Here is a 23,873-nt window from a genome sequence, read left to right as displayed (position 1 = left end):
GCAGGATCATGGCAGATCAATCTTTCAAATCAACGATTCGATCGACAAAGGTTTCATAAAACTCAGCTTCATGGGAAACTACTAAGACTGTGCCGGGATATGCGGCCAACGTTTCTTGAAGATTGTTCTTGGTATCTTGATCGATGTGGTTGGTGGGTTCATCCAAAATCAAGAAATTGCTTTTGATCAACATCATTTCTGCTAATTTGACCTTGGTTTGTTCACCACCACTAAGTAGTTTCAAGGCTTCTTGAGCCAATTGGCTTGGCAATCCAGCCCGTGACAATTGGCGACGCAATTCTTTATTGGTCGCTTTGGGAAACAAGTCTTCCAAATACTGTAAAGGGGTTTGCAATGGATAGGCCCATTCAAGATCTTGGGAGAAATAATTGAACTTGGTATGTTGCGGATAAGACACTGTGCCTTCAATCGTCGGGATCAAGCCTAAAATCGTTTTGATCAAGGTTGATTTACCGATGCCGTTAAAGCCGCGAATGGCAATTTTTTCTCCATAGCGAATGGTTAAGTTGATTGGTGTCAATAAAGGCTTTTGGTCATAGCCAATCACTAAATTGGTGGTTTCAAGGGCCAATGTCGTGACGATCGGTGCCATATCAAAACCTAAATGAGGTTTCGGCACGTCTTGCGGTGGGGTCAACCGTTCGACTTTGGCGAGTTGCTTCTCACGACTTTTGGCCATCGTTGAACGAGAACCAGCTTTGTATTTACGGATATAGCTTTCGGTCTTTTTGATATGTTCTTGTTGGGCTTCATATTGTTTCATATAACTTTCATTTTGCAACGTTTTTAGTTTTAAAGCTTTGTCGAGATTGCCGGTATATTTAGACAATTTGCCAAACTCGATATCGATGATGTGGGTCGTGATCTGATTTAAGAAATGGCGATCATGGGAAACAACCAAATACGTCCCATTAAAATTTTGCAAGAAGTCAACCAGCCACTTGATATGTTCATCATCTAAGTGATTGGTAGGCTCATCCAAAATCAACATATCAGGTTTTTCCAACAGCATTTTGGCTAAAATCAATTTTGAGCGTTGTCCACCACTTAAAGAAGCCAACGGCGTGTCCATCCCTAAAATGGCAATACCCAATCCTTCTGCCAAATCATCGATCAAGGTATCCATTTGATAAAAATCACCCTGGTCTAGCTGGTTTTGTAATTCACCGGCTTTTTCTAAAACTTTATCATCATATGATTCGCTATATGTTACATATAAATCGGCAATTTGTTGTTCTTTTTCAAAGTCAGCAGCAAATGCCGAGCGCAGGAAGTCGCGAATCGTTTGCGCTTCATCCACATTGACATATTGGTCCAGATAGCCCATCTTGAGATTCTTAGGAAAATTGACAAAGCCATCATCTGGCAAGATCTCTCCAGTGATGATTTTGATCAAGGTACTCTTGCCAGCACCGTTGCGGCCAATCAGCCCGACCTTCTCGCCACGATTGATTTGTACAGATACATTTTCATAAAGCAATTTATCTCCAAATTGCTGGGTAATATTCGTTAAAGTTAACATGATTTCCTCCATATAAAAAAGCCGTAAACATCATTTGTTAACAGCTTGAACATTGCGATCGGCCATAGTTCAGCCAAATACGCTTTTTTCTTGACGATTAAAAAATCAATCAGCCCTCAGCATACCATTGACTGTCGCTTTCTGTCAATTTTCATGAAAAAAATAGTTAAAAAAATACTTAAATTCAAGAGGTTTTTTTTGACCATTTCTGACCATAGTTGTATACTAATAAAGTAGACAAAGATGTCTATATGCGTATTCTTTATCCAAATATAGCATGGGAGGAATTTTAATGAACCCAGAAAAAATGACAACTACGTTGCAAAGTGCCATCGCTGAAGCACAACAAGTGGCGATGACGCGGCATCATCAAGAAATCGATATTGCACATTTATGGAAAATTTTCTTGCAAGCCAATCAATTTGGCCGTAATTTTTATACAGATGCTGGGATCGACGCAGATGCCCTTGAATCAGAAGTCGATCGTCTTTTGGACGGCATCTCAGCAGTAGAGGGCAGTAACGTGCGCTATGGTCAGTCCATGAGTCAGAACCTATTTACCTTGCTTTCTGAAGCAGATCAACTAAAAAATCAGTTTCAAGATGAATATTTGTCAACGGAAATCGTTTTGTTGGCTTTGATGAAATTGCAACACCATCCATTGACTGTCTATCTGAAAAAGCAAGGTATTTCAGAAAAGTCACTCAAACAAACGATTGAACAATTAAGAGGAGGGGATCATGTGACCTCACAAAATCAAGAAGAACAATACAAAGCCTTGGAAAAATATGGCGTCGATCTGGTACAGCAGGTCCGTAGTGGAAAAATGGACCCAATCATTGGCAGAGATGAAGAAATCAGAGATGTGATTCGCATCCTTTCAAGGAAAACCAAAAACAATCCTGTATTGATCGGTGAACCTGGTGTCGGTAAAACAGCGATCGTTGAAGGATTGGCGCAACGGATCGTCCGTAAAGATGTACCGGAAAACTTGAAGGACAAAACAATTTTCTCATTAGATATGGGGGCATTGATTGCAGGGGCGAAATTCCGCGGCGAATTTGAAGAACGCTTGAAAGCTGTTTTGCAAGAAGTCAAAAAAGCCGATGGCCGGATCATACTCTTTATCGATGAGATCCATAACATTGTTGGTGCGGGAAAGACCGAAGGCAGTATGGATGCCGGCAATTTGTTGAAACCGATGTTGGCACGTGGTGAATTGCATACGATTGGTGCAACTACGTTAGATGAATATCGGCAATACATGGAAAAAGACAAGGCATTAGAACGCCGTTTCCAAAAAGTATTGGTCAAAGAACCGACTGTTGAAGATACAATCTCAATCTTGCGGGGATTAAAAGAACGGTTTGAGATCCATCATGGGGTCAATATCCATGACAATGCCTTAGTAGCGGCTGCGACCCTGTCTGATCGTTATATCACCGATCGTTTTCTACCGGACAAAGCAATTGACTTGGTGGATGAAGCCAGTGCAACGATTCGTGTTGAAATGAATTCAATGCCAACAGAATTAGACCAAGTCACACGGCGATTGATGCAATTAGAGATCGAAGAAGCGGCCTTGAAGAAAGAGTCTGATGATGCATCTAAAAAACGTTTGACGATCTTGCAAGCGGAGTTGGCCGAATTGCGGGAAGAAGTCAATACAATGAAAATGCAATGGGAAACGGAAAAAGAAGAAGTCAATGCCGTATCCAATAAACGGGCAGAGATCGATAAAGCCAAGCATGAATTAGAAGATGCCGAAAACAATTATGATCTTGAACGGGCAGCTGTTTTGCGCCATGGCACCATTCCGCAATTAGAAAAAGAATTGCTGTCTTTAGAGGACAAGAATGAAGCAGAAGGCATTCGCATGGTCCAGGAATCTGTGACTGAGAATGAAATCGCTATGGTGGTTGGTCGTCTGACAGGCATTCCAGTGACCAAACTTGTTGAAGGCGAACGGGAAAAATTATTGAAATTGAATGAAACGTTGCATCAACGGGTCATTGGCCAAGACGAAGCCGTCGATGCCGTCAGCGATGCCGTATTGCGTTCTCGTGCGGGACTGCAAGATCCAAATCGGCCACTGGGGTCTTTCCTCTTTTTGGGTCCAACGGGTGTTGGTAAAACCGAATTGGCTAAAGCATTAGCTGTGAATCTATTTGATTCAGAAGAACATATGGTTCGGATCGATATGAGTGAGTATATGGAAAAACATGCCGTTTCACGTCTGGTGGGTGCACCTCCAGGTTATGTTGGCTATGAAGAAGGCGGACAATTGACAGAAGCTGTTCGACGAAATCCATACACGATCGTTTTGCTGGATGAAATTGAAAAAGCACATCCCGATGTCTTCAATATTTTATTACAAGTCTTAGATGATGGACGTTTGACAGATTCTAAGGGACGCGTTGTTGACTTTAAAAATACAGTGCTGATCATGACGAGCAATATCGGTTCTCAACTGTTGCTAGAAGGGGTAACCAGTGAAGGAACGATTCCAGAAGAGATTGCTGAAGGTGTGGGCGGATTGCTGCGTGGCCATTTCAAACCAGAATTTTTGAATCGGATCGATGATACGATCTTATTTACACCTTTAAGTTTAGCCAATGTGACTGGCATCGTTGACAAGATCATTGCGCAATTGTCTCATCGTTTAGAAGCCCAAGATATTCGCTTGACGATTACCGAAGAAGCAAAACGATGGATTGCTGAAAGTTCTTATGAACCAGCTTATGGTGCACGTCCATTGCGACGTTTTATCACCAAAGAAGTTGAAACACCCCTTGCAAAAGAAATCGTTTCTGGCAGAGTATTGCCAAAAACAGAAGTGACCATCGAATTGCTGCATGATCAGTTGGTTTTTGCGAATCAACCCATCGTGGATTAAAGCAAACATCTTTGAGAGTTGTCTATCATAGGCAACTCTTTTTTTGAGTCTTGGTTTTGGCGGGAATGCCTTCCTTCGTTTATACTTAACCTATGGCACAAGAGAGGATGAAATGATGAATACTTTTTTTGATACTTTAAATGAACGAAAGGGAGAATTGGTGACAGCCGTCTTTGAGCATTTGACGTTATCGATCATGGCATTGTTGATTGCCATCGTGATCGCTGTGCCGTTGGCCATCTGGCTTGTGAACCATAAGCGGGCCGCCGAAGTCGGACTGCAGATCACGAGCGTGCTGCAAACGATCCCGTCATTGGCGTTGCTAGGATTGCTGATCCCCTTTGTCGGTATCGGTACGCCACCAGCGTTGATTGCATTGGTTATCTATGCCTTGCTGCCAATATTCCAAAATACGTATATTGGTTTATCGGAAATCGATCCTTCGATCGAAGAAGCAGCAGTTGCTTTCGGGATGTCCCGGATGCGTCGTCTGATCAAAGTAGAATTACCGATCGCATTGCCTGTTATTATCTCGGGTATTCGTACCGCTTTGGTCCTGATCATTGGGACCGCCACTTTAGCAGCCTTGATCGGTGCAGGTGGATTGGGCTCGTTTATCTTATTGGGGATCGATCGAAATGCCCCAGCATTAACGTTGATCGGTGCGATCGGCTCTGCATTGCTGGCGATTATATTTAGTACATTGATTCGCTACTTGCAACACCTGAAACCGCGCTATACGATTATAACCTTGGCAGCGTTGATTTTTGTGATCGGCGGTATTTCTTTTTCCCAAAGTGGTATATTCGCACCTAATACGATTCGAATCGCGGGTAAATTGGGATCTGAACCGGATATTTTGATCAATATGTACAAAGAAATGATCGAACAAGAGGATCCAGATCTTCAGGTCGAGCTAGAGCCGAATTTTGGAAAGACGAGTTTTCTCTTTAGTGCTTTGGACAATGATCAAGTCGATATTTATCCTGAGTTTACCGGAACGGTCTTGGAAAGTTTGGTTGATGTTCCAGAAGATGTCGATAGTCAAAGTCTTGATTCAGATCAAACTTATCAAGAAGCGGTCACTTTGTTGAATGATCAATTCGATATGACTTTATTGAAACCAATGGCGTATCAAAATACCTATGCCTTGGCAGTCAAAAAAGAATTCGCCGAAGAAAACGATCTGACAACCATCTCTGATTTGAAAAAAATTGAAAGTCAAGTCAAAGCAGGCTTTACATTAGAATTTATCGATCGTACGGATGGCTATGCGGGCATTCAAGACAAATATGGCTTAGATTTCCCAAGTGTACAGAGTATGGAACCTGCACTGCGCTATCAAGCCATCAATAACGGAGACATCAATTTGTTGGATGCCTACTCAACAGATAGTGAATTGCAGCAATATGGATTGGTGATCCTTGAAGACGACCAAGAACTGTTTCCACCTTATCAAGGGGCACCATTGATGAAAACCGCCTTTGCGGATGAACATCCTGAAGTTGTGACTGCGTTGGAAAAATTAGCAGGACAAATCACTGAGGAACAAATGAGTGAAATGAACTATCAAGTAAATGTCGAAGGCAAACAGCCTGCAGAAGTGGCGAAAGCGTTCTTACTTGACCAAGGGTTACTGAAGGAGGGCGAATAATGACCCCAATCATTGAATTTAAACAAGTCAGTAAAGCATTTGATGATAAAATCGTGATCGATCATCTTGATCTGACCATCCAAAAAGGCGAAATTTTTGTCCTTGTCGGGCCATCAGGCAGTGGGAAGACCACCACATTAAAAATGATCAATGCCTTATCGGAACCAACCGACGGTGACATCTATTTTAAAGAAAAACGGATCAAAGATTACAACATCCAAAAAATGCGTTGGCAAATGGGCTATGTGTTGCAGCAGATTGCTTTATTTCCTACGATGGATGTCAAGCAGAATATCGAAGTTATTCCAGAAATGCTGGGTTGGTCAAAAAAAGACCGCAGTGAAGCGGTAGACCGTCTATTGAAACAAGTGCAGTTAGATCCTGAACAATACCGTCATCGCCTGCCCAAAGCCTTATCTGGCGGTGAACAGCAAAGAATCGGCATCTTGCGTGCATTGGCAGCCAATCCAGAAGTGATCCTTATGGATGAACCCTTTAGCGCTTTAGACCCCATTTCACGCAATGCTTTGCAAGAATTGGTGTTGGATCTGCACAAAGAATTAGGTACAACGATTATCTTTGTGACCCACAATATGAAAGAAGCCATCAAGTTAGGGTCACGAATTGCTGTAATGAACAAAGGCAAGATCGTTCAATGTGACACCCCAGAAGTGATCATTGCACAACCAAAAACGGCGTTTGTCAAAACCTTCTTTGAAGAAACAGGCGAAGATGAAGCCAAACTAGTCAAAGTAGCGGATCTGGTGGCCATGGGCTATTATAGAAAAGAAATCGATGAACGTCTTGAGAAAATCAATGGCAATATGATATTAAGCGATACCTATGCCTTGTTTGCGCAACATGCGGCCTTGACGATCGTTGAGAATGGACAAGCCGTAGGGACTTTGAATCATCAAGATGTCTTTGCCTTTTTGAGCCGAGAAACCCAAGTGAATGAAGCATAAGTGAAGATATTTGTCTGAGAAAACATCAAATTGTTTAAATTTGATGTTTTCTCTTGCTCTAGCGGGGAAAGTTCCGTAAGATAAAAGAATAAATCATTGGTGGAAGATTGGCCATTGCTGTACTTCGCCATTGAAGAAAGAGGAGTTTACATTCACTATGAGAAGAATTTTAAAGGAAAATTGGTTCATTATTTTCTTTATCATCGCTGTTGTTCTTCTACGCTTGTTTGTTTTAACACCAGTCAAAGTTAGTGGCCATTCAATGGATCCGACTTTAGCAGATAAGCAGCGTTTGATCGCAACTAAATTGACCAGTTACGATCGTCAAGATATCGTCATTTGTGTCGAACCGGATGATACAGATAAAATTGCTGTGAAACGTCTGATCGGTTTGCCAGGAGACACTGTTGAAATGAATGATGATGTATTGACCATCAATGGCGATGTTTACGAAGAGCCTTATTTGGATGATTTCAAAGAAATGTTTGCGGATGATCAGTTGCAAGAAGAGTATAGTTATCGGGAAATGTTTCAAGAAATCGCCGCAAGCGCGACGCAGTTTACGGAAGACTTTTCCATCACCGTTCCTGACGGCAGTTATTTTGTCATGGGGGACAATCGGTTGATCTCTCGTGACAGCCGCAGCTTTGGTGTTGTGACCGATAATCAAATGGAAGGCAAAGTCTTAGTGCGTTATTGGCCTTTGACTGAAATTACATTATTTTAATAAAAAAGCATTCTTGCACCAGGATCGAGTCCACCTCGAAACATGCAAGAATGCTTTTTTAAATGATCCAAGCCACCAATGCCACGACAGAAAACAACATTGTCCATACCGCAATAATTGCTGAAGCAATAAAAATAATTTTGATCGACATCGGCTGGACAAATTTGTTGGCATCTTGAGAAAAAGCAAAGGTAATGGAAGAGAATATCAAACAGCACAGAATAAAAAATACGGTCAAAACCATAGGCTTCTCCTTACAAACAAATTTTTACTTCATATAATTAGTATAACAGAGTGATTCCAATTCGTGAAACAAAAAACTTTTAAAAAACTGAAAATACGCAAATCTAGGCGATCAATTGATGTCAAAACGATTTCATTCAACAAATTTGACGCATGCAGCCGTCAATTCTTTAAGATTTATCTAACAATCTCCAGATAACAAAATACACATGCTTCATTCTCCCAAAGAGAATAGAGCATGTGTATCTCTATTTATGGTTGATTTTTTGAATACGATAACTTTCAAAATAATCGGGGTTGCCGCGACCTTGTACATAGGCGATCACACCCATCAAAGCAGCCCCAATCGTATTGGTGAACAAATCACCCATTGTATCCATCAGTGCGTCGCGACCGATAAAAGGTGTACCTTCTAATGTCGCATACCGTTGCAAGTTCATGCCGCCAATCGAATCACAGATGAATTCCCAGAATTCCCAAAAAATACCACACAAGCCAGCAAAGGCAAAGCCCATCAGTAAGAAGAGCCATGGTGATACTTGTTTGACGGGGGTGTTTTTAAGGAGCATACAAATCAGTCCATAGCCCACTGCTGTCAAGACCATTGGACTAACGGCATGGAGTATTTTGTCCCAGAAAGACACGATCTCGATCAAATGAAGGATCGTGCCCATAAAAACGGAAATCAGTAAGAAAAACCAATAGAAGTAGACTGTGGCATTTGGCAACTGTACCTTGAGCAATTTCTTGCTGTATTCTGGAACAAAGATCAAGAGAATACCCAGGATCGCTTGTGCGATAAACATCAGCCCTTGACTTTGCGGATAGACGCCCTGGAAAAACTCCCAAATTGAAAAAGCCACCACCAAGAAGCCAAAGACCGTAAACAACCGCTGGATGCGGTGATAATGTCCACTCATTTAGTTATCCTCCTGTAAGAAGGCTGCTAATCCCTCGAGTAAAGCCGCTTCCGAAGAAAAAATCTCGCCATTTAATTTGATCAGTCCAACTGTATACAAATTGACATAGTGGAACTGATTTTCGGCAACAGTTTGCAAAGCCGTCAGTTTTTGCTGATTGTCCGCGCCTTGTTGACGGCTATCCGTATATAGCCCGATCACAGGGATGCCTTTGGCATAGGCCACACCAATTTCGGAGGCCACACCAGCATCAATGGTCAGTCCATCTAAGCACGCAATCATCAAATCACTAGTCAAAACTTTTTCAGTATCAGCTAGTGCGATCATGGTGCTATCAGCATAGGCGCTTTTGTCATTGATCGTCGCATTTTCTTGCGGCAAATAAAGGGTGATATCTGGATATTGCTGACGAATCTTTTTTACCAATGCCGCGTTGTACTGCAAGTCACTTGCCGCAAACAAAGGGGCTGCAAAATAAATGTTCATGTAAAAAACTCCTCATCGTTTTCGTTAGTGTGTGATTTGTCAATGCTCCTCAAAAATAGTCGCTGAAATAGGCTTCCATATCAGGGATGATTGATTCTAGTAAAGTCAATGTCTCTTTATCCGTCCGTAAACGTTCAACACGTTCCAAATAAGCAGGACGTCGATAATTCATCAGCAAACAAGTCAATGTTTGGATATCCAATTGGACGGCTTTGCCGAGGGCTTCATTAGATACAGTAATCTCACCTTGTTGAGAATTGATCCCAAAGATCCCATTGTTCCATTTTGCAACTGGATCAGAAACGACAAAGTGAAAGGCACCGTTAAAGGCTTTGAAAGGGAAATGTTTCAAAAATTCCGTTACATCAACGATCCTTGCCATATAATAAGGCTCGATCGTTTCTTTGATCTGGCTGTCTTCTAAATAAAAAGATAACGGTTGATTGGTATAAATCTCACCTTTGACCCAATAAACCATCGAAAAGTGGGCGGTGATGAAATTCCATAAACCATTACGGGCTTCTTGATTCAGATAAAACATTTCTCTGACGTGAAAGACTTCTTCTGCCACCCAATAAAAGAGGACACCAGTCGGATGGCCGCTTTCGTTATAATAAATCGCGGCAGTCCGCTGTTCTTCGTTTTCGTAGCGCCAGTATTCTTCCCAGTGAAAATCAGTCCGCTGCAACGCTCCATGATTGGCCCGTGAGAACTGATTGTAAACCGTATAAACATCAGGATCATCCACATCTTTCCGCTCTACGATGCCAGGAACCTCTTTGGTTTTGGGCAATTGGGTATCGCGAATCTTAAAGGACAATTTATCAGACATGATCTCCCAGCCTTTACGACGATAGTAAGGAACATTGTAAGGGTATAAATAAGAGATCCATTGCTTGTCCGCACGCATCGTCTCCAATGCCAGCTTGATGAGATCCTTCATCAAGCCATGGCCGGCATATTCAGGATAGGTGCCGACACCGGTCACGCCGCCCATTTTCATCAATGTGCCATGAATATTCACTTCACAAGGGTACACCGCAATCTGTGAAATCAACTGATCTTCATTGAACCAGCCGAATACTTTGGACAGTTCTAAGATTGGGCGTTTTGATTTGATCATTTCTCTTTTGTTTTCATAGCCGCTTTCTTCAATATCAGATTCTGTGATTTGAAAAACATAGCTAAGTAATTCGTTAAATTGATCGACATCTTGCTCTTCGACCGGACGAATATGAAATTTTTCATGAAAGGTATTATCCATTGTGTCAACTCCATTTATTTTTACTAGCTCTAGTATAGCAAAAGCTGAGGAAATATGTTTGATTAACGGTCAAGAAAAAGACTTTCACTATTATCATTTCGTTGGTATAATAGAAAAGCTGACTAAAAGAAATGAGGAACGTATCCATGAACATAGAAGAAATGAAAAAACGACAGGAGAAAATACGTAATTTCTCCATCATCGCCCATATCGACCATGGGAAATCGACATTAGCCGACCGTATCTTAGAACAAACCCATACTGTCAGTTCACGTGAAATGCAACATCAATTGCTTGATTCTATGGATCTTGAAAGAGAACGCGGCATCACGATCAAGTTAAATGCAGTTGAATTGAACTATACAGCCAAAGATGGCGAAACCTATATCTTCCATTTGATCGACACACCGGGACACGTCGATTTTACCTATGAAGTATCCCGCAGTTTGGCGGCATGTGAAGGGGCAGTGCTTGTCGTCGATGCGGCACAAGGGATCGAAGCACAAACATTGGCGAATGTCTACTTGGCATTAGACAATGATTTAGAGATCTTGCCAGTTATTAACAAAATCGATTTGCCAGCAGCTGATCCTGAACGTGTTCGTTCAGAGATCGAAGATGTGATCGGCATCGATGCCAGCGAAGCCGTATTGGCCAGCGCCAAAGCGGGAATCGGGATCGAGGAGATTTTGGAGCAGATCGTCGAGTATGTTCCTGCACCTGTTGGCGCTATCGATGCGCCACTGAAAGCCTTGATCTTTGATTCCATCTATGACTCTTATCGCGGTGTGGTCTTGAACGTCCGTATCATGGAAGGCATGGTCAAACCTGGTGACAAGATCCAAATGATGAGCAACGGCAAAACCTTCGATGTGACAGAAGTAGGAGTCTTCTCACCAAAAGCGATTCAACGAGAGGCCTTGATGGTTGGCGATGTAGGTTATATCACTGCAGCAATCAAAACGGTCAAAGATACGCAAGTTGGGGACACAGTCACTTTGGCCAACAATCCGGCAGAAGAAGCATTAGAAGGCTATCGTCAAATGAATCCGATGGTGTATTGCGGTCTTTACCCAATCGATACTTCTCGGTACAATGATTTACGAGAAGCATTGGAAAAATTGCAATTGAATGATGCTGCGCTACAATTCGAACCAGAAACCTCGCAAGCATTAGGCTTTGGTTTCCGATGCGGCTTCCTCGGTCTCTTACACATGGATGTCGTGCAAGAACGATTGGAACGGGAATTCAATCTCGAATTGATCACAACAGCACCGTCTGTAATCTATCATGTCAACAAAACCGATGGTTCTGTTGTGACAGTGGATAATCCAGCAGATTTTCCTGAAGCAGGCACAGTGGACAACGTCGAAGAACCATTCGTCAAAGCACAGATCATGGTGCCCAACGAGTATGTTGGCGCAGTCATGGAGCTGTCACAACGCAAGCGGGGCGACTTTGTCACGATGGATTATCTAGATGATTATCGCGTGAACGTGGTCTACAATATTCCGTTGTCAGAAATCGTGTTTGATTTCTTTGATAAATTGAAATCCAGCACCAAGGGCTATGCGTCACTTGACTATGAAATGAATGGTTATCGCGTCAGCAAATTGGTTAAGATGGATATTATGTTAAATGCAGAGAAAGTCGATGCGCTAAGCTTCATCGTCCATCGCGATTTTGCCTATGAACGCGGCAAAGCCATCGTTGAAAAACTGAAAAAAATCATTCCACGGCAACAATTTGAAGTGCCGATCCAAGCAGCAATCGGCCAAAAAATCGTGGCTCGATCTGACATCAAAGCCTTGCGCAAAAACGTCTTGGCAAAATGTTACGGCGGCGATGTTTCTCGTAAACGCAAGTTGTTAGAGAAACAAAAAGAAGGTAAGAAACGGATGAAACAAATTGGTTCTGTTGAAGTACCTCAAGAGGCGTTCATGGCTGTTCTGAAAATGGATGAGGATGAACCGAAGAAGTAGCAAGGGTTTGTTTGGAAATATTTGATAGTAAAAACCAATTTTCATAATTTATTCGCCCATTTGTCGCCCTAATTTATTTTAGGGCGACATTTTTCATCTAAAAAAATTCTAATTTGCTGATCTTTTTAATCTTTGGGCGAATATATCAACAGCTTCTGTTCGCATTTTTTTCGTTACATGGACATACTTATCCATTGTAGTTGAAATTCTGGAATGGCCAAGTCTTTCTTGAACGATTTTGGGCTTAACACCATCTTCTAAAAGCATAGTGGCGTGTGTATGTCTAAGGGAATGGAAGTTGAAATCAAATCCCAATTCTTTTTTAACTCTTGAACAATGCCATTTAATAGAATTAGGTGTAACCGGCTCACCGTTTTCTTTAGTGCAGACAAATGAACTGTCATAATAATATTTTCCATGTCTGAGTCTATTTTCAGATTGGTGCTTTCGAGCAAGTTTTAGTTCTTGCAACAAGATATCGTCGATTGCTATTGTCCGAAAGCTCGACTGTGTTTTCGGGGTTCCCAACTGAATACCATGTTTATCTTGCAACATGATACGTTCTACCGTTATCGTTTGATCTTCAAATGAAATATCAGACCATTGGAGACCGCAAACTTCACCACGGCGTAAACCAGTATGGAATCCAATCATTAATGGTATATGGAAAGGATTAGAAGGGGGAGTGATGTCCAAAATAGCCTGATACTGTTCCATGGTGATTATTTTCATGTCGTCACGATTCTGCTTAGGTTTGTTTTCAAAAGCTGGCATTTCAACATAGATCATGGGATTGCTGTTGATTGCTTGCCAAGGATAAACGGCTCTCTTAAACGCACCTTTCAAAACAGTAAAGATAATTTCAACTGAATGTTTAGCAAGTGGGGTACTAAACCCATTTGGTAATTTATTTACCAATTCTTGTAATCTTGCGGGCCCAATAGAACTGAGATAATACTTACCAATTTCTGGTTTTATGTATTTGTTAACCACATTCTGATAATTTTTCTGAGTATTGTATTTTAAATTCTTTTCTACGTAGTTTTCCATCCAGTAGTCAAAGTAATCAGAAACACTCATTTCCTTAATATCAACTTTTCCGCCATCTTTATATAGGTTTAAAGCCTCTCTTAAATTCTCTTGGGCTTCTGATTTTGTATTCCAACCACCTTTTTGTATACGTTGACGTTTGCCGCCGACTTTTGCCATTTCTATTACATAGTGCCATTTACCACCGATTTTCCGTACATGTCCATTCATGGTGTAACCTCCTTAAAACCTGTTTTGTATATAAACACGCTAGAAATATACAAACGTATGTTCTTTTGTATTGAAAAAGAAAAGCCCGAAGGCTAATCAAAAAGCGGGTATGAATGTTTTCAAGAACATTCCTGCGTCCTTTGAGACTTGAAACCCAATAACGATTTTTTGACCATTATCTTTATCAGTTAGGTAAAGCAATCCGCTTGAATGTTTCGAATTAGGAATGATGTCTAGATCAACCTTATTCAAAGTATAAATCTTGCCTTTTTCTTCAATGAATTGAACTTCTCCAGGATTCATTTGTATAAGCCTTTTCTAGCTTTGAGTCAGTTTAACCTTACCTCTACTATCAGATTGAATGCTTAGCATTACAGATTGCGTAGCTTTTTGCATTGCAGTAGGAGCGTTTTTATTTTTTTTACTAAAGAGTCCCATATTATCCTCCTACAAGAATTTTTTCGCTACATTGATAATATCATTTGAATAGCTGTAAATATCTATTGGTGAGTCAATTTCAAATACTGTTTTTTCTTCATTGTTGAGTTCAATTTTACTAGTTGTACTCCCAATCCTCACACGTAATATCCATTTTCTAATGTTGTCATCTAGCAAAATGTTAAAGTAACTTTTATTATCTCTATAAAACAGACGGTCTAGAGAAATCAAATCTTTTAGAACGATTTTAACTATAGTATATGATTCCAATTCTTCTTGTGTGGTAACAATTTCTCCACCATCTTTAATTATGATTTCTTCATCATTGTCTTCGATAATAACTTCATCTGGTGTTGTAGAAGTTTTTAACGCAGCATTAAGCTTGTCGTTAACTTTCTCTTGGATATATTGATTTAAACCTTTCTTGATAATAGGTTGAAATCTATCCACGGTTTGTTTTGTTTTCATTCCATCGTATATTTCACCTAATAAATATTTAACGAAGTCATCACTAGGGTTTTCCCATTCTTCATCAAGATAAGTCTTTAGATTGCTTAAGTATTTAAGCTCTGATGCACTATTTATAATTTTATCTATGTCGAAGTTATCTTTATGGAATTTCACTAATTCAGGTATTTGAGAATCTTTAATTTTCGTTATGTCAATGGAAAGAAAAGGGGTTAGATCCATTTTATTTGGTTCGTCTAGATCCGTAAAAAATTTATATTCTTTTCCGTTTGTTAGAATTCCAAATTTTGATTCTGTTGTACCAAAATAGCGGAACAGCTGAGAATCATGTTTTGTTAATACTTCATTAATAGATTTTGCTTCGACAAGTATCATAGGTTTTCCATCTAATACTACTGCGTAATCAACTTTTTCACCTTTTTTAATACCTACATCAGCTGTAAACTCAGGTACAAATTCTGTAGGATTAAATATGTCATATCCTAAACTCGCAAAGAAAGGCATAATTAGAGATGTTTTTGTGGCTTCTTCAGTAGCAATATTATCCTTTAGATTTGTTACTCTTTTACCCAAATTTTTCAAATCATCTTTAAACTTTTCTAATTCCAACGAAACCCCTCCTAAAAATTATCTATAGATTTCAAAACTGCTACAGTCCCATCCGGTTGGAATAGGAGAGTGTAGTTGTTTTCTGTTTTAACGCCTGTGAATCTCCGAGCATAGTATTTAACAGCGTCTTTAAAAGTCTCTTCGCTGACTTCGAGATGAACCGCACAATCCAAAACGGTTCGGCAGCCTTCCTCAAAGCAATTAATAATGTCATAGGGTGTCACAACCAGAGTAGCCCCAATATCTCTGGCTCGGCGTTCTTGTTTCCGCTTCTCATTTGTATCTTGTAGGATAATATTCCCATAAGAGGTGAGGTAGTGACCTAGTTCCTCAGCTAGTGTGCTATTCATTTCATATCGTTCCTGGTTGGGATTCAGATAGATCACATCGTTGATCAACAACCCTTTTTGAGAATCGGGCATTTTTGATTCTATCTTATATGTAAGTTCAGGAAACATCGTCATAAGTTCTTCGGATAATTGCAATCGATCACCTACTTCTTATGGTCCCGATTTTTAACAAATTCAATGAAGTTTAAAATTTCATCCATTTGCTGATCGGTAACATTATCATCAATATGCGCTGCTATGGTATCCACTTTATCCGTTTTTTCTTTGTTTGCAGATGGTTTGTCAAGATAGCCCGCTAATTGCATTAAATAATCATAATTAACATCATATGCTTCTGAAAGAATTTTCAACGCTTCAGGGGTGGGGTTGATAGGAGTCCCGCGACGACTGAAACCTTTTTCAAGATCGGAAATATAAGAGTGACTTAATCGACCATCGACTCTTTGAGAAACACTTCTTAAAGATTCAGATCCTCGTAACTCTCTTAAGTATTCACCTAATTTGTTCGACATGGCTTCCACCTCCTGCAATTATTGTAATTCATATCTTACAAAAAATATATAAATAATTTGTATTTCATGTTTGACAAAGTGTCGTTCATGTACTACAATAGTTTTTGTAAGATATAGCGAACTAGAAAGGAGCTGTAAACCATGATAAACTCGATTCGAATTATGCGTATGTCAAAAGGCCTTACACAAACAGAACTTGCAGATAAAGCAAACATCTCAAGGCCCTACCTGGCAGGTATAGAGAAAGGCGAGAACAATCCTAGTGCTCAAATTGCTCTTGCGATTGCGAAAGCACTAAATACTACTGTAGAGTCTATTTTTTTACTTGACTTGTCGTACAAAAACGACAAAGAGAAAGAGGTATCTAAATGAAAGACAAACCACAAATGATTAAAGCAAATATCGATTCTGGCTTTCTAAAACGATATGTTGAAATGATCGTTCCAGCGATTAAGCGCAAATTTAATATTTCTATCGGTATTGAAGGCGAACTGTTCATAAACCCTGGCGGTGTTGAAGAAATCATTATTCGCTTCTTAGCTACTGATGAATTAGCGCAGGACATTTATAAATATATTGATAGAAAGTGGCAGTTCGCCTCAATACCGGAACTTGTTGCTTAAATACATTTTATGGCAGTTCAACTGCTATGAAAATAAACAACTAAATACAAAGGAGATGAAGATATGAGCGTAAACGCCATTGAACAGAACATTGCGGCTATCTATCGAAAGGAGGTAGACAAGCAAGCTCTAAATCAGCGGATGATGGCTCAGGATATAAACATTTCTCCACAATTACTGAGCCATGTTTTGAATGGACGAAGATCCATGGGGATTGAAAAGGTTGTTGATATTGCTGAATACTTACAAGATCCAAATGTTGACTTTGAAGTTGCTGCAACGTTGTTCCATACACCTATACCACTAAATCGCAAAAGGCGTGATAATCATCCATTATCAAAAATGGTAGGCCAAGACAAAGAAGAAATGGAAAGAATTGAAATTGAAAAGATATATGAAATTTGGGACCTGCTTACTATCGAACCTGGTGAACTATCAGATATTGAGATCGATCACCTGAAACTATATTGGTTTGAGCTTAGCGATGAAGTCAGGTTGGAATTATCAGTTTTATCCTCAATGTGCAATCGGTTTGGTTGGGATATGAGAGAAATGACTAGGCAGTCAGAAACAAGAGAAAGGAATGATTAAAAATGTTGGTTTACACATTGCCAGAACTAGCCGCTGAGTTTAAGACTAGCAAAGATAATATATACGCTTTGGTAAATCTCGGTGCAATTCAAAGTATTCAGTTTAGTACAAATAAAGTGGTCAGCATATATGAAGCTGAAAGATTTTTAAGGGAAAGTGCTGGAAAGCAGTTTGATCAAGTTATTAAGGAAGCCAAGAAAAGAAAAAACTTGGAAAAAATTAGTAATGTATTCAATTTCAAGGAGGCATAAACATGAAACGATCGATCAAAGACACATTCACCGTAACAACTTTATTACTATTTGTAGTAGCATTCTCAGCTATTCACATTGCAGCAGGTTTGGCATTAGTTTTCTTATGGGCCTTTGCAAATGTTGTCTATGATGTTGCTGCCAAAGACTTCCAGAAGAAAGAAGTGAAGCGCATTGAACGATAAAGACAAAGCGGAGATCATACTCGCTGAAATAGAACATTGGTTGTTATTCGATAATATGCAACGTGAATATGCGACTAAAGGGATTTTGAAAGGACTATCAGTAATTAAAGACAAAGAAAAAAGACCTGCTAGCCGACCAAAGCAATAGCAAGTCCATCAAATATTTAGATAAATATCTTTGTCTCCATTTTAAAACAGAAAAGGGGAAATGACAATGAATTCTTTCGAACAAGCATTGGATGAGTATTTGACTACATCCGGATGGGGTCAACCAGTTTCAGATGAGGAGATGACAGATGATGAGTAAATCAACTCTTGAAATGACTCACGAAGAATGGCTACAAGATCGTATGAGGGGCATAGGTGGATCAGATGTTGCTACTATCCTTGGTCTAAACAAATGGAAGTCACCGTATCAATTGTGGCTAGAAAAGACTGGCCAAATTGATTTAGAACATACAGAGAGCGAACCTGCATATTGGGGGAACGTCTTAGAAGAAGTTGTAGCTAGAGAATTTCAAGAACGGACAGGTAAAAAAGTGCGCCGCAGAAATCAAGTATTTGAGCATCCACTACATCCGTTCCTGCGAGCAAACATAGATCGTGATGTTGTAGGAGAAAATGCCTTGTTAGAATGTAAGACTGCAAATGCGTTCTTAGGTAAAGAGTGGGAAGGCGATGAAGTGCCCCTTAGTTACCTCTGTCAGGTGCAGCATTACATGAATGTTTTAAATAAGGAATACTGCTATATTGCGGTTCTAGTCGGTGGACAGAAGTTCATTTGGAAACGAATTGATCGTGACCAGGAACTGATCGATACCATTACCGAATTATTAGTAGATTTTTGGGAAAACAATGTCATCAAAGGTATCGAACCCATGATTGATGGTAGCGAAGCCACTCAAGAATTTTTAAAAGATCGTTATTCAGAGTTAGAGGAAGCAGAAACGACCTTACCACCTACGTTTGATGATCTTGTTGATCAAAAACGCGAATTAAAAAAAGCAAAGAAAGATATCGAAACTTCAATTAGACAGCTTGATAACGAGATTATAAGCGAGTTGGGCAAGCGGAAAGCTAGTATCGGTATCGCACAGAAAAATATTATATCTTGGAAATTGGTATCTACACGACGTATGAACAGTAAAAAACTTGCTGAGAAATACCCTGAAGTAGCCCAAGATGATGATATTTACAATGTCACTGAGTCGCGACGGCTTACAGAAAAGGAGATCAAATAATATGGCAACTAATGACACTTTAAAGAATCAGTTAGCAGAGAAAAGTACCCAGGTAGTCGATCCTTCGAAATTAGGATTCAAGGCACTGATGAACACGCCGCAAATGAAGAAGAAGTTCACAGATATCCTTCACGAAAAATCAGATCCATTCATGGGATCACTCATGACACTTGTTGGTGGTGATAATTATCTCTCTCAAGCGGAACCAATGACAATTATTGCATCAGCGCTAAAGGCAGCAACTATGGACCTGCCGATTGATAAGAACCTCGGTTATGCATACGTAGTTCCTTTTAATCGATCAGAAAAGGTCGGTAACAAATGGGTCAAACACAATGAGGCCCAGTTCATTCTTGGATACAAAGGTTACATCCAGTTAGCACAACGGAGTGGTCAATACAAAGCATTGAATGCTTTAGCAATATATGATGGTCAACTGATTGATTGGAACCCTTTGACAGAAGAATTTAGTTTTGATTATAAAGCTAAGGTGTCTGATGAAGTTATTGGATATGTAGGGTTCTTTGAACTACTAAATGGTTTTAAAAAGACAGTTTATTGGACTAAACAAGAAATTGAAAGCCACCGCATTAAGAACGCTAAAGGCTACGACAAAGAAAAATTAAGTGGGGCATGGGTTGATAATTACGATTCAATGGCCATTAAGACTGTACTGCGTAACCTTTTATCAAAATGGGGCTTACTTTCAGTCGAAATGCAAACAGCAATCACTTCTGATGAAAAAGTTTTCCGAGTTGATGAAAACAGTGATCTGATTGAGGAAACTGATTTATCAGATATGGAACCATTACCGCAAGAACGAAAAGAAGCAGAACGAGTTGATAATACAGAAAACATTGATACTTTGTTCGATACATCTAATCCGCCGTTAGAAAAACAATGAGGGAGTTCTTCTCCCTCTGATTAGGAGGAATAAGCGTGGCAAGACCAACGAAGAAAGGTCTTGATTATTTTCCTCTAGATGTCGATTTTTTATCAGATTTAAAGGTTCGAAGAATTATAAAAGCATGCGGTAAAGAAGCCGTTCATATACTACTCGCCCTGCTGGCTAATGTTTATCGTGATGAGGGATATTATGTTTTGTGGGATGAGGATCTTGCGTTCTTAGTGGCTGACGAAGTTGGTGCGAAGGAGGGCACAGTAGAAGAACTGGTAAAAAAAGCCGTACAAGTAAAATTCTTTGATAAAGATATTTTTGATAAATACTCCGTACTAACTTCAAAAGGTATTCAGAATAGATACATTCTAGCCACTAAGGAACGTAAGAAAGTTGACCTAGAATTTAAGTATTTGCTGACAAATGAAGTTAATCGGTCGAATATCTCGATTAATGGGCGGAATAACTCGGTTAATCAGGGGAATAATCAACAAAGTAAAGTAAAGGAAAGTAAAGAAAAGGAAATAAAAGAAGATGCTACCGCGAGCGAAGGTGCGTCTCTCGAAACTTTCCAAAAATTATGGCTCTTTCCAAATGTTGTACAGGTCGATGATTTGCTTAATTTGGTGGATATCTATGGCGATGAACTTGTAGAGGCTGCTATTAAACTTGCTGGTAGCAAAGACGTCCCTAAGAATCGAGCTATTAGCTTTTTAACGGCATCTTTGCAGGAATGGGCAGACGCTAACGTTAAAACAATTGATCAAGCTAGAGATTATCAACGAACCAGAGGCGCTAAGAAACAGGGCTATAATCAAAAGCCAATACGTGAAGAAAAACTACCTGATTGGGCTGTGAATAAACAGGAAGAAGCCCAGTTATCACCGGAGCGTCAAGCAGAGCTTGATGCAAAACTTGCAGCATATTTAAACAAAACGAAGCATTGAGAGGAGCAGATGGCTTGAAGATCGTCATACCAATTACGCCAAAGCCACAGTCTAGGCCAAGGTTTACCAAGCGTCGTAAGACTCCCTACGAAGAAGCACCGATGAAAGCATATAAAAATGCGGTTAAGTATCACACTATCGCTACAAAGCCGCTTCTGATCGAGAAAGGACCTGTGATGATCGATATTTGTTTTTTCGTATATCCACCAGCCTATATCTTGAAAGTGAAGAAAAACAGGACTTCGCTAGAAGAAGAGACTATGTATTGCGATAAGAAGCCAGATATCGATAACTATTTCAAAGCAGTGACAGACGCAGTCAACGGCATTTTGTATAAAGACGATGGTCAAATCGCTGTCAGTATCTGCCGCAAAGTTTATAGCTTAAATCCAAGAACAGAACTCGAAATTAATCCACTTTAGGAGGGCACCACTTATGCGAAACAAAAACATTAAAGAGCCGTTTAAAGAATTTACTGAGTATGAATCAGCAAGGGTTCAAGAAAAAGGGATTGTAAAGGTCGGAGAAACTTATATCTGTACGCCTGAGAAACCTTTTACTGGCCAGATCAGAGCGCAAGTAAACCGAATTTATAAGAATTCAGCATTAGTTAAAATAATAAGCTGCTTGAATGAGCAAGACGACATCACGCAAAGAAATTCGAACGACGTATGTATTGTTAAGCTGAACAAGTTTCACGAAGTATGCTAGAAACGAGGTGAGATCATTTGCAAGAAAAATTGATCAACCGAATCATGCTGGCAATGGACTCGGATTTTACCGGCAAACAGTTGAGTGTGCTAAAAAGTATCCTCATTGTAGAATGTGCGAAATTTATGATCACCGAGCAGAAAAACGAGGTCGTGATCTATGACGAAACATCTGATGTTGCCGCTTATAAGCAATTTTTCGTTTCTAAGAAGATCCAGGGGCTTTCAGTTGGAACTTTGAATCTTTATATGCAGACGATCAATCTCTTTATGAGGACGGTAAGAAAGCCGTTTAAAGATGTGACAACGAACGACATCCGCTTGTTTATCGCTAACAGGGAAATGATCGATAACGTGAGCAAAGGGACACTTGCAAGAGAACGAGGGTGCATAGTCAGATTTTTCAAGTGGTTATGCAATGAGGAATATATTGCAAAGGATCCAGGAGCAAGGGTAGAGAACATCAAAGTACCAAAACGTAGGAAGCAAGAGTTCAGTGAGTTGGACATTGAGAAGCTACGATCAGCAGCTGCAAATACCAAAGAAACGTTGATCATAGAGTTGCTGCTCAGTACAGGCTGTAGGGTATCAGAATTAACCTCACTTGATTTCAAAGACTATAACCAAGAGAACGATTCGATCACTGTGATCGGAAAGGGCAACAAGCAGAGGACGCTATATCTGAACGCAAAAGCCAAAATGGCTTTGACTCATTATCTGAGAGATGTGCCGCATATTACGGGTCCATTGTTCTTTGGACAAACGAATGGTCTGAAGATGACAACTGCTGGCGTGCAGAAGCTAGTCAAGCGTTTAGGTGATCGTGCAGGTGTAACAAACGTCCATCCCCACAGGTTTAGAAGAACGGCTGCAACCTTGGCTAGAAGGCATGGAATGCCGATTGAACTGGTCATGAACTTCTTGGGCCATGAGAGTGTTGATACAACTCTAAAATACTCAATGATTAATGAGGATGAACTGAAGCTATCGCATCAGAAATTTGTAAGTTAATAATCGGAAGAAGGAGAGTATTTCATGGGAGAAATGGCTGAATACTGGAAAGATGTGAAACCGTATCTGAAGGAACGAAGATCCCAACACGTTGAGCGAATGGGAAATTCAGCAATAAAAAACGTTGCGGCTTTAGGCTTCGAGTTCACGCATTATCCAAATAACCATCAATTTGCGATTAATACGCCAAAAGGCATGATTGATTATTGGGGAACCACTGGTACATGGATTGATCGGAAAACTAAAAGACGTGGTAAAGGGCTGCATAGTCTTAGGAAATACATTAGTGGCAGTTAGTCAGTAATTGGAAGAAATAACCAACTAGGAAAGAAAAAAGATCAACAAAAGTTGATCTGATTAATCCTTATAATGAATACTTCCATCTGGCTCTAATCTTGGTGTAATTGCGACGCCTTTTCCGTCAGAACCGATAACAATTGTTTGAATATATTGTACCTGTGTCTCGGGATCAGTAATAACAAAGATTTCGTTGGTTCTGCCTTTATAAACTTTTTCAACTTCAAATTCAATATTGTTCGTCATAGAATCACTCCTTTTAAATAAAATACCATAATAAACAAACAAAATAAATAAATACTATAAACGTTTGTAGATATGAAAATCTAGTAACGACAGAGATAAAAAACTAGGAGGTCTATTATGGTTGATTGGAAAACATTTGAAGTAGTAGGACAGCATAGAAATATTAAGAACAAACGTGTACGAGCGGTGTATGTCACAAGTGAAAATGCAGACGAGGTAGCAGAAGAAACTAAGTGTTTTGCTAAGTTTAATGAAAATTGCGTCTGTACAGGTTTTATGGCATTACAAACCATTCCTTCATGGCTGATTAATATAAACCCGGGCGGGCGCGAAAAGAAATATATATTTGAGCCTGACACAGATGTTAGTCGACTTTTAAGAGAAATTGAACCATGTCAAATTACTAAAAGTAAAACCAATTAAGTTCCACTATCCACCAAAATTGTGGAAATAAAAAAACTACCCTAAAAGAGTAGCAACAGAATCATAAATTATTTTTTTTGGAATCTGAAATTCCGTGTTTAACTGCCAATCTGATGATTCCATAAAGCATAAA

At 39.8% G+C, this 23,873-nt stretch carries 30 protein-coding genes; 19 read left to right on the top strand and 11 right to left on the bottom strand.

Annotated features, from left to right (window positions below):
• Positions 1-16 precede the first annotated feature (16 nt).
• The gene (locus ACYVRS_RS04395; RefSeq protein WP_461202689.1) at positions 17-1,543 is read right to left on the bottom strand and encodes an ABC-F family ATP-binding cassette domain-containing protein; all 1,527 of its coding nucleotides are present in this window, start codon (positions 1,541-1,543) and stop codon (positions 17-19) included.
• A 292-nt stretch (positions 1,544-1,835) separates the two neighbouring features.
• On the opposite strand from ACYVRS_RS04395, the gene clpB reads away from it, so the two are divergent.
• The 4 genes from clpB to lepB all read left to right on the top strand — a co-directional run bounded on the left by clpB (position 1,836) and on the right by lepB (position 7,785).
• Positions 1,836-4,439, top strand: a complete 2,604-nt coding sequence (gene clpB / locus ACYVRS_RS04390; RefSeq protein WP_312497346.1) for an ATP-dependent chaperone ClpB — start codon at positions 1,836-1,838, stop codon at positions 4,437-4,439.
• Between the two features lie 115 nt (positions 4,440-4,554).
• Positions 4,555-6,093, top strand: coding sequence for an ABC transporter permease/substrate-binding protein (locus ACYVRS_RS04385; RefSeq protein WP_313540415.1), 1,539 nt, complete (start codon positions 4,555-4,557; stop codon positions 6,091-6,093).
• A complete protein-coding gene (locus ACYVRS_RS04380; RefSeq protein WP_461197549.1) occupies positions 6,093-7,058 on the top strand; it encodes an ABC transporter ATP-binding protein in 966 nt (321 codons plus the stop codon). The genes ACYVRS_RS04385 and ACYVRS_RS04380 overlap by 1 nt, the downstream gene beginning before the upstream one ends.
• Positions 7,059-7,215: 157 nt before the next feature.
• The gene (lepB, locus tag ACYVRS_RS04375; RefSeq protein WP_461202687.1) at positions 7,216-7,785 is read left to right on the top strand and encodes a signal peptidase I; all 570 of its coding nucleotides are present in this window, start codon (positions 7,216-7,218) and stop codon (positions 7,783-7,785) included.
• Between the two features lie 58 nt (positions 7,786-7,843).
• Here lepB and ACYVRS_RS04370 read toward each other — a convergent pair whose 3' ends face one another.
• From ACYVRS_RS04370 to ACYVRS_RS04355, 4 genes are all read right to left on the bottom strand, one after another.
• Entirely contained in the window at positions 7,844-8,029 is a 186-nt protein-coding gene (locus tag ACYVRS_RS04370) for a hypothetical protein (RefSeq protein ID WP_312497343.1), read from the bottom strand.
• Positions 8,030-8,276: 247 nt separating this feature from the next.
• Positions 8,277-8,948: a DUF2238 domain-containing protein gene (locus ACYVRS_RS04365; RefSeq protein ID WP_461197547.1), complete on the bottom strand. Its 672-nt coding sequence runs from the start codon at positions 8,946-8,948 to the stop codon at positions 8,277-8,279.
• On the bottom strand, positions 8,949-9,434 hold the full coding sequence (locus ACYVRS_RS04360; protein ID WP_313540421.1) for a nucleoside 2-deoxyribosyltransferase: 486 nt from the start codon (positions 9,432-9,434) through the stop codon (positions 8,949-8,951).
• A gap of 49 nt (positions 9,435-9,483) precedes the next feature.
• A complete protein-coding gene (locus ACYVRS_RS04355) occupies positions 9,484-10,698 on the bottom strand; it encodes a GNAT family N-acetyltransferase (RefSeq protein ID WP_313540424.1) in 1,215 nt (404 codons plus the stop codon).
• Between the two features lie 146 nt (positions 10,699-10,844).
• On the opposite strand from ACYVRS_RS04355, the gene lepA reads away from it, so the two are divergent.
• Entirely contained in the window at positions 10,845-12,680 is a 1,836-nt protein-coding gene (gene lepA / locus ACYVRS_RS04350) for a translation elongation factor 4 (RefSeq protein ID WP_054116213.1), read from the top strand.
• Between the two features lie 108 nt (positions 12,681-12,788).
• Here lepA and ACYVRS_RS04345 read toward each other — a convergent pair whose 3' ends face one another.
• The 5 genes from ACYVRS_RS04345 to ACYVRS_RS04325 form a co-directional block, all read right to left on the bottom strand.
• A complete protein-coding gene (locus ACYVRS_RS04345; RefSeq protein WP_461202685.1) occupies positions 12,789-13,940 on the bottom strand; it encodes a site-specific integrase in 1,152 nt (383 codons plus the stop codon).
• 96 nt (positions 13,941-14,036) lie between these two features.
• Complete coding sequence (locus ACYVRS_RS04340) at positions 14,037-14,243, bottom strand: hypothetical protein (RefSeq protein WP_461202683.1); 207 nt, start codon at positions 14,241-14,243, stop codon at positions 14,037-14,039.
• A 144-nt stretch (positions 14,244-14,387) separates the two neighbouring features.
• Positions 14,388-15,455 (bottom strand): type I restriction endonuclease, encoded by a 1,068-nt coding sequence (locus ACYVRS_RS04335; protein WP_461202681.1) that lies wholly within the window; start codon positions 15,453-15,455, stop codon positions 14,388-14,390.
• 11 nt (positions 15,456-15,466) lie between these two features.
• Positions 15,467-15,940 carry an ImmA/IrrE family metallo-endopeptidase gene (locus ACYVRS_RS04330; protein WP_461202679.1) on the bottom strand — a complete coding sequence of 158 codons (474 nt, stop codon included), beginning with the start codon at positions 15,938-15,940 and terminating at the stop codon, positions 15,467-15,469.
• Between the two features lie 8 nt (positions 15,941-15,948).
• A complete protein-coding gene (locus ACYVRS_RS04325; RefSeq protein WP_231436059.1) occupies positions 15,949-16,317 on the bottom strand; it encodes a helix-turn-helix domain-containing protein in 369 nt (122 codons plus the stop codon).
• Between the two features lie 141 nt (positions 16,318-16,458).
• Here ACYVRS_RS04325 and ACYVRS_RS04320 point away from each other — a divergent pair, with 141 nt between their 5' ends.
• The 13 genes from ACYVRS_RS04320 (at position 16,459) to ACYVRS_RS04260 (ending at position 23,071) form a co-directional block, all read left to right on the top strand.
• The gene (locus tag ACYVRS_RS04320; RefSeq protein WP_461202676.1) at positions 16,459-16,689 is read left to right on the top strand and encodes a helix-turn-helix transcriptional regulator; all 231 of its coding nucleotides are present in this window, start codon (positions 16,459-16,461) and stop codon (positions 16,687-16,689) included.
• On the top strand, positions 16,686-16,940 hold the full coding sequence (locus ACYVRS_RS04315; RefSeq protein WP_461202674.1) for a hypothetical protein: 255 nt from the start codon (positions 16,686-16,688) through the stop codon (positions 16,938-16,940). Before ACYVRS_RS04320 ends, ACYVRS_RS04315 begins: the two co-directional genes overlap by 4 nt.
• Before the next feature lie 63 nt (positions 16,941-17,003).
• Positions 17,004-17,531 carry a helix-turn-helix domain-containing protein gene (locus tag ACYVRS_RS04310; protein ID WP_461202672.1) on the top strand — a complete coding sequence of 176 codons (528 nt, stop codon included), beginning with the start codon at positions 17,004-17,006 and terminating at the stop codon, positions 17,529-17,531.
• Between the two features lie 2 nt (positions 17,532-17,533).
• A complete protein-coding gene (locus ACYVRS_RS04305) occupies positions 17,534-17,782 on the top strand; it encodes a hypothetical protein (protein WP_010748225.1) in 249 nt (82 codons plus the stop codon).
• A 2-nt stretch (positions 17,783-17,784) separates the two neighbouring features.
• The gene (locus ACYVRS_RS04300; RefSeq protein ID WP_311953445.1) at positions 17,785-17,967 is read left to right on the top strand and encodes a hypothetical protein; all 183 of its coding nucleotides are present in this window, start codon (positions 17,785-17,787) and stop codon (positions 17,965-17,967) included.
• Positions 17,957-18,115, top strand: a complete 159-nt coding sequence (locus tag ACYVRS_RS04295; RefSeq protein ID WP_194186080.1) for a hypothetical protein — start codon at positions 17,957-17,959, stop codon at positions 18,113-18,115. The genes ACYVRS_RS04300 and ACYVRS_RS04295 overlap by 11 nt, the downstream gene beginning before the upstream one ends.
• A 151-nt stretch (positions 18,116-18,266) precedes the next feature.
• Positions 18,267-19,208 (top strand): YqaJ viral recombinase family nuclease, encoded by a 942-nt coding sequence (locus ACYVRS_RS04290; protein WP_461202669.1) that lies wholly within the window; start codon positions 18,267-18,269, stop codon positions 19,206-19,208.
• Between the two features lies 1 nt (position 19,209).
• Entirely contained in the window at positions 19,210-20,112 is a 903-nt protein-coding gene (locus tag ACYVRS_RS04285) for a recombinase RecT (RefSeq protein WP_461202667.1), read from the top strand.
• A gap of 35 nt (positions 20,113-20,147) precedes the next feature.
• Positions 20,148-21,053 (top strand): Lin1244/Lin1753 domain-containing protein, encoded by a 906-nt coding sequence (locus tag ACYVRS_RS04280; RefSeq protein ID WP_461202665.1) that lies wholly within the window; start codon positions 20,148-20,150, stop codon positions 21,051-21,053.
• A gap of 14 nt (positions 21,054-21,067) precedes the next feature.
• Positions 21,068-21,475 (top strand): RusA family crossover junction endodeoxyribonuclease, encoded by a 408-nt coding sequence (locus ACYVRS_RS04275; RefSeq protein ID WP_461202663.1) that lies wholly within the window; start codon positions 21,068-21,070, stop codon positions 21,473-21,475.
• A gap of 13 nt (positions 21,476-21,488) precedes the next feature.
• Positions 21,489-21,764 carry a hypothetical protein gene (locus ACYVRS_RS04270; RefSeq protein ID WP_461202661.1) on the top strand — a complete coding sequence of 92 codons (276 nt, stop codon included), beginning with the start codon at positions 21,489-21,491 and terminating at the stop codon, positions 21,762-21,764.
• 53 nt (positions 21,765-21,817) lie between these two features.
• Positions 21,818-22,774, top strand: coding sequence for a tyrosine-type recombinase/integrase (locus ACYVRS_RS04265; RefSeq protein ID WP_461203122.1), 957 nt, complete (start codon positions 21,818-21,820; stop codon positions 22,772-22,774).
• Between the two features lie 24 nt (positions 22,775-22,798).
• Complete coding sequence (locus ACYVRS_RS04260; protein WP_461202659.1) at positions 22,799-23,071, top strand: hypothetical protein; 273 nt, start codon at positions 22,799-22,801, stop codon at positions 23,069-23,071.
• A 60-nt stretch (positions 23,072-23,131) separates the two neighbouring features.
• Here ACYVRS_RS04260 and ACYVRS_RS04255 read toward each other — a convergent pair whose 3' ends face one another.
• Positions 23,132-23,317 (bottom strand): DUF6440 family protein, encoded by a 186-nt coding sequence (locus ACYVRS_RS04255; protein ID WP_086298148.1) that lies wholly within the window; start codon positions 23,315-23,317, stop codon positions 23,132-23,134.
• A 117-nt stretch (positions 23,318-23,434) separates the two neighbouring features.
• Between ACYVRS_RS04255 and ACYVRS_RS04250 the strand changes: the two genes are divergently transcribed.
• A complete protein-coding gene (locus ACYVRS_RS04250) occupies positions 23,435-23,740 on the top strand; it encodes a hypothetical protein (RefSeq protein ID WP_461202657.1) in 306 nt (101 codons plus the stop codon).
• Positions 23,741-23,873: the final 133 nt, after the last annotated feature.

Source organism: Enterococcus salsurae (assembly GCF_054784955.1).
The sequence above is the reverse complement of the archived record's forward strand: the minus strand, read 5'-3'. Positions and strand labels throughout refer to the sequence as shown.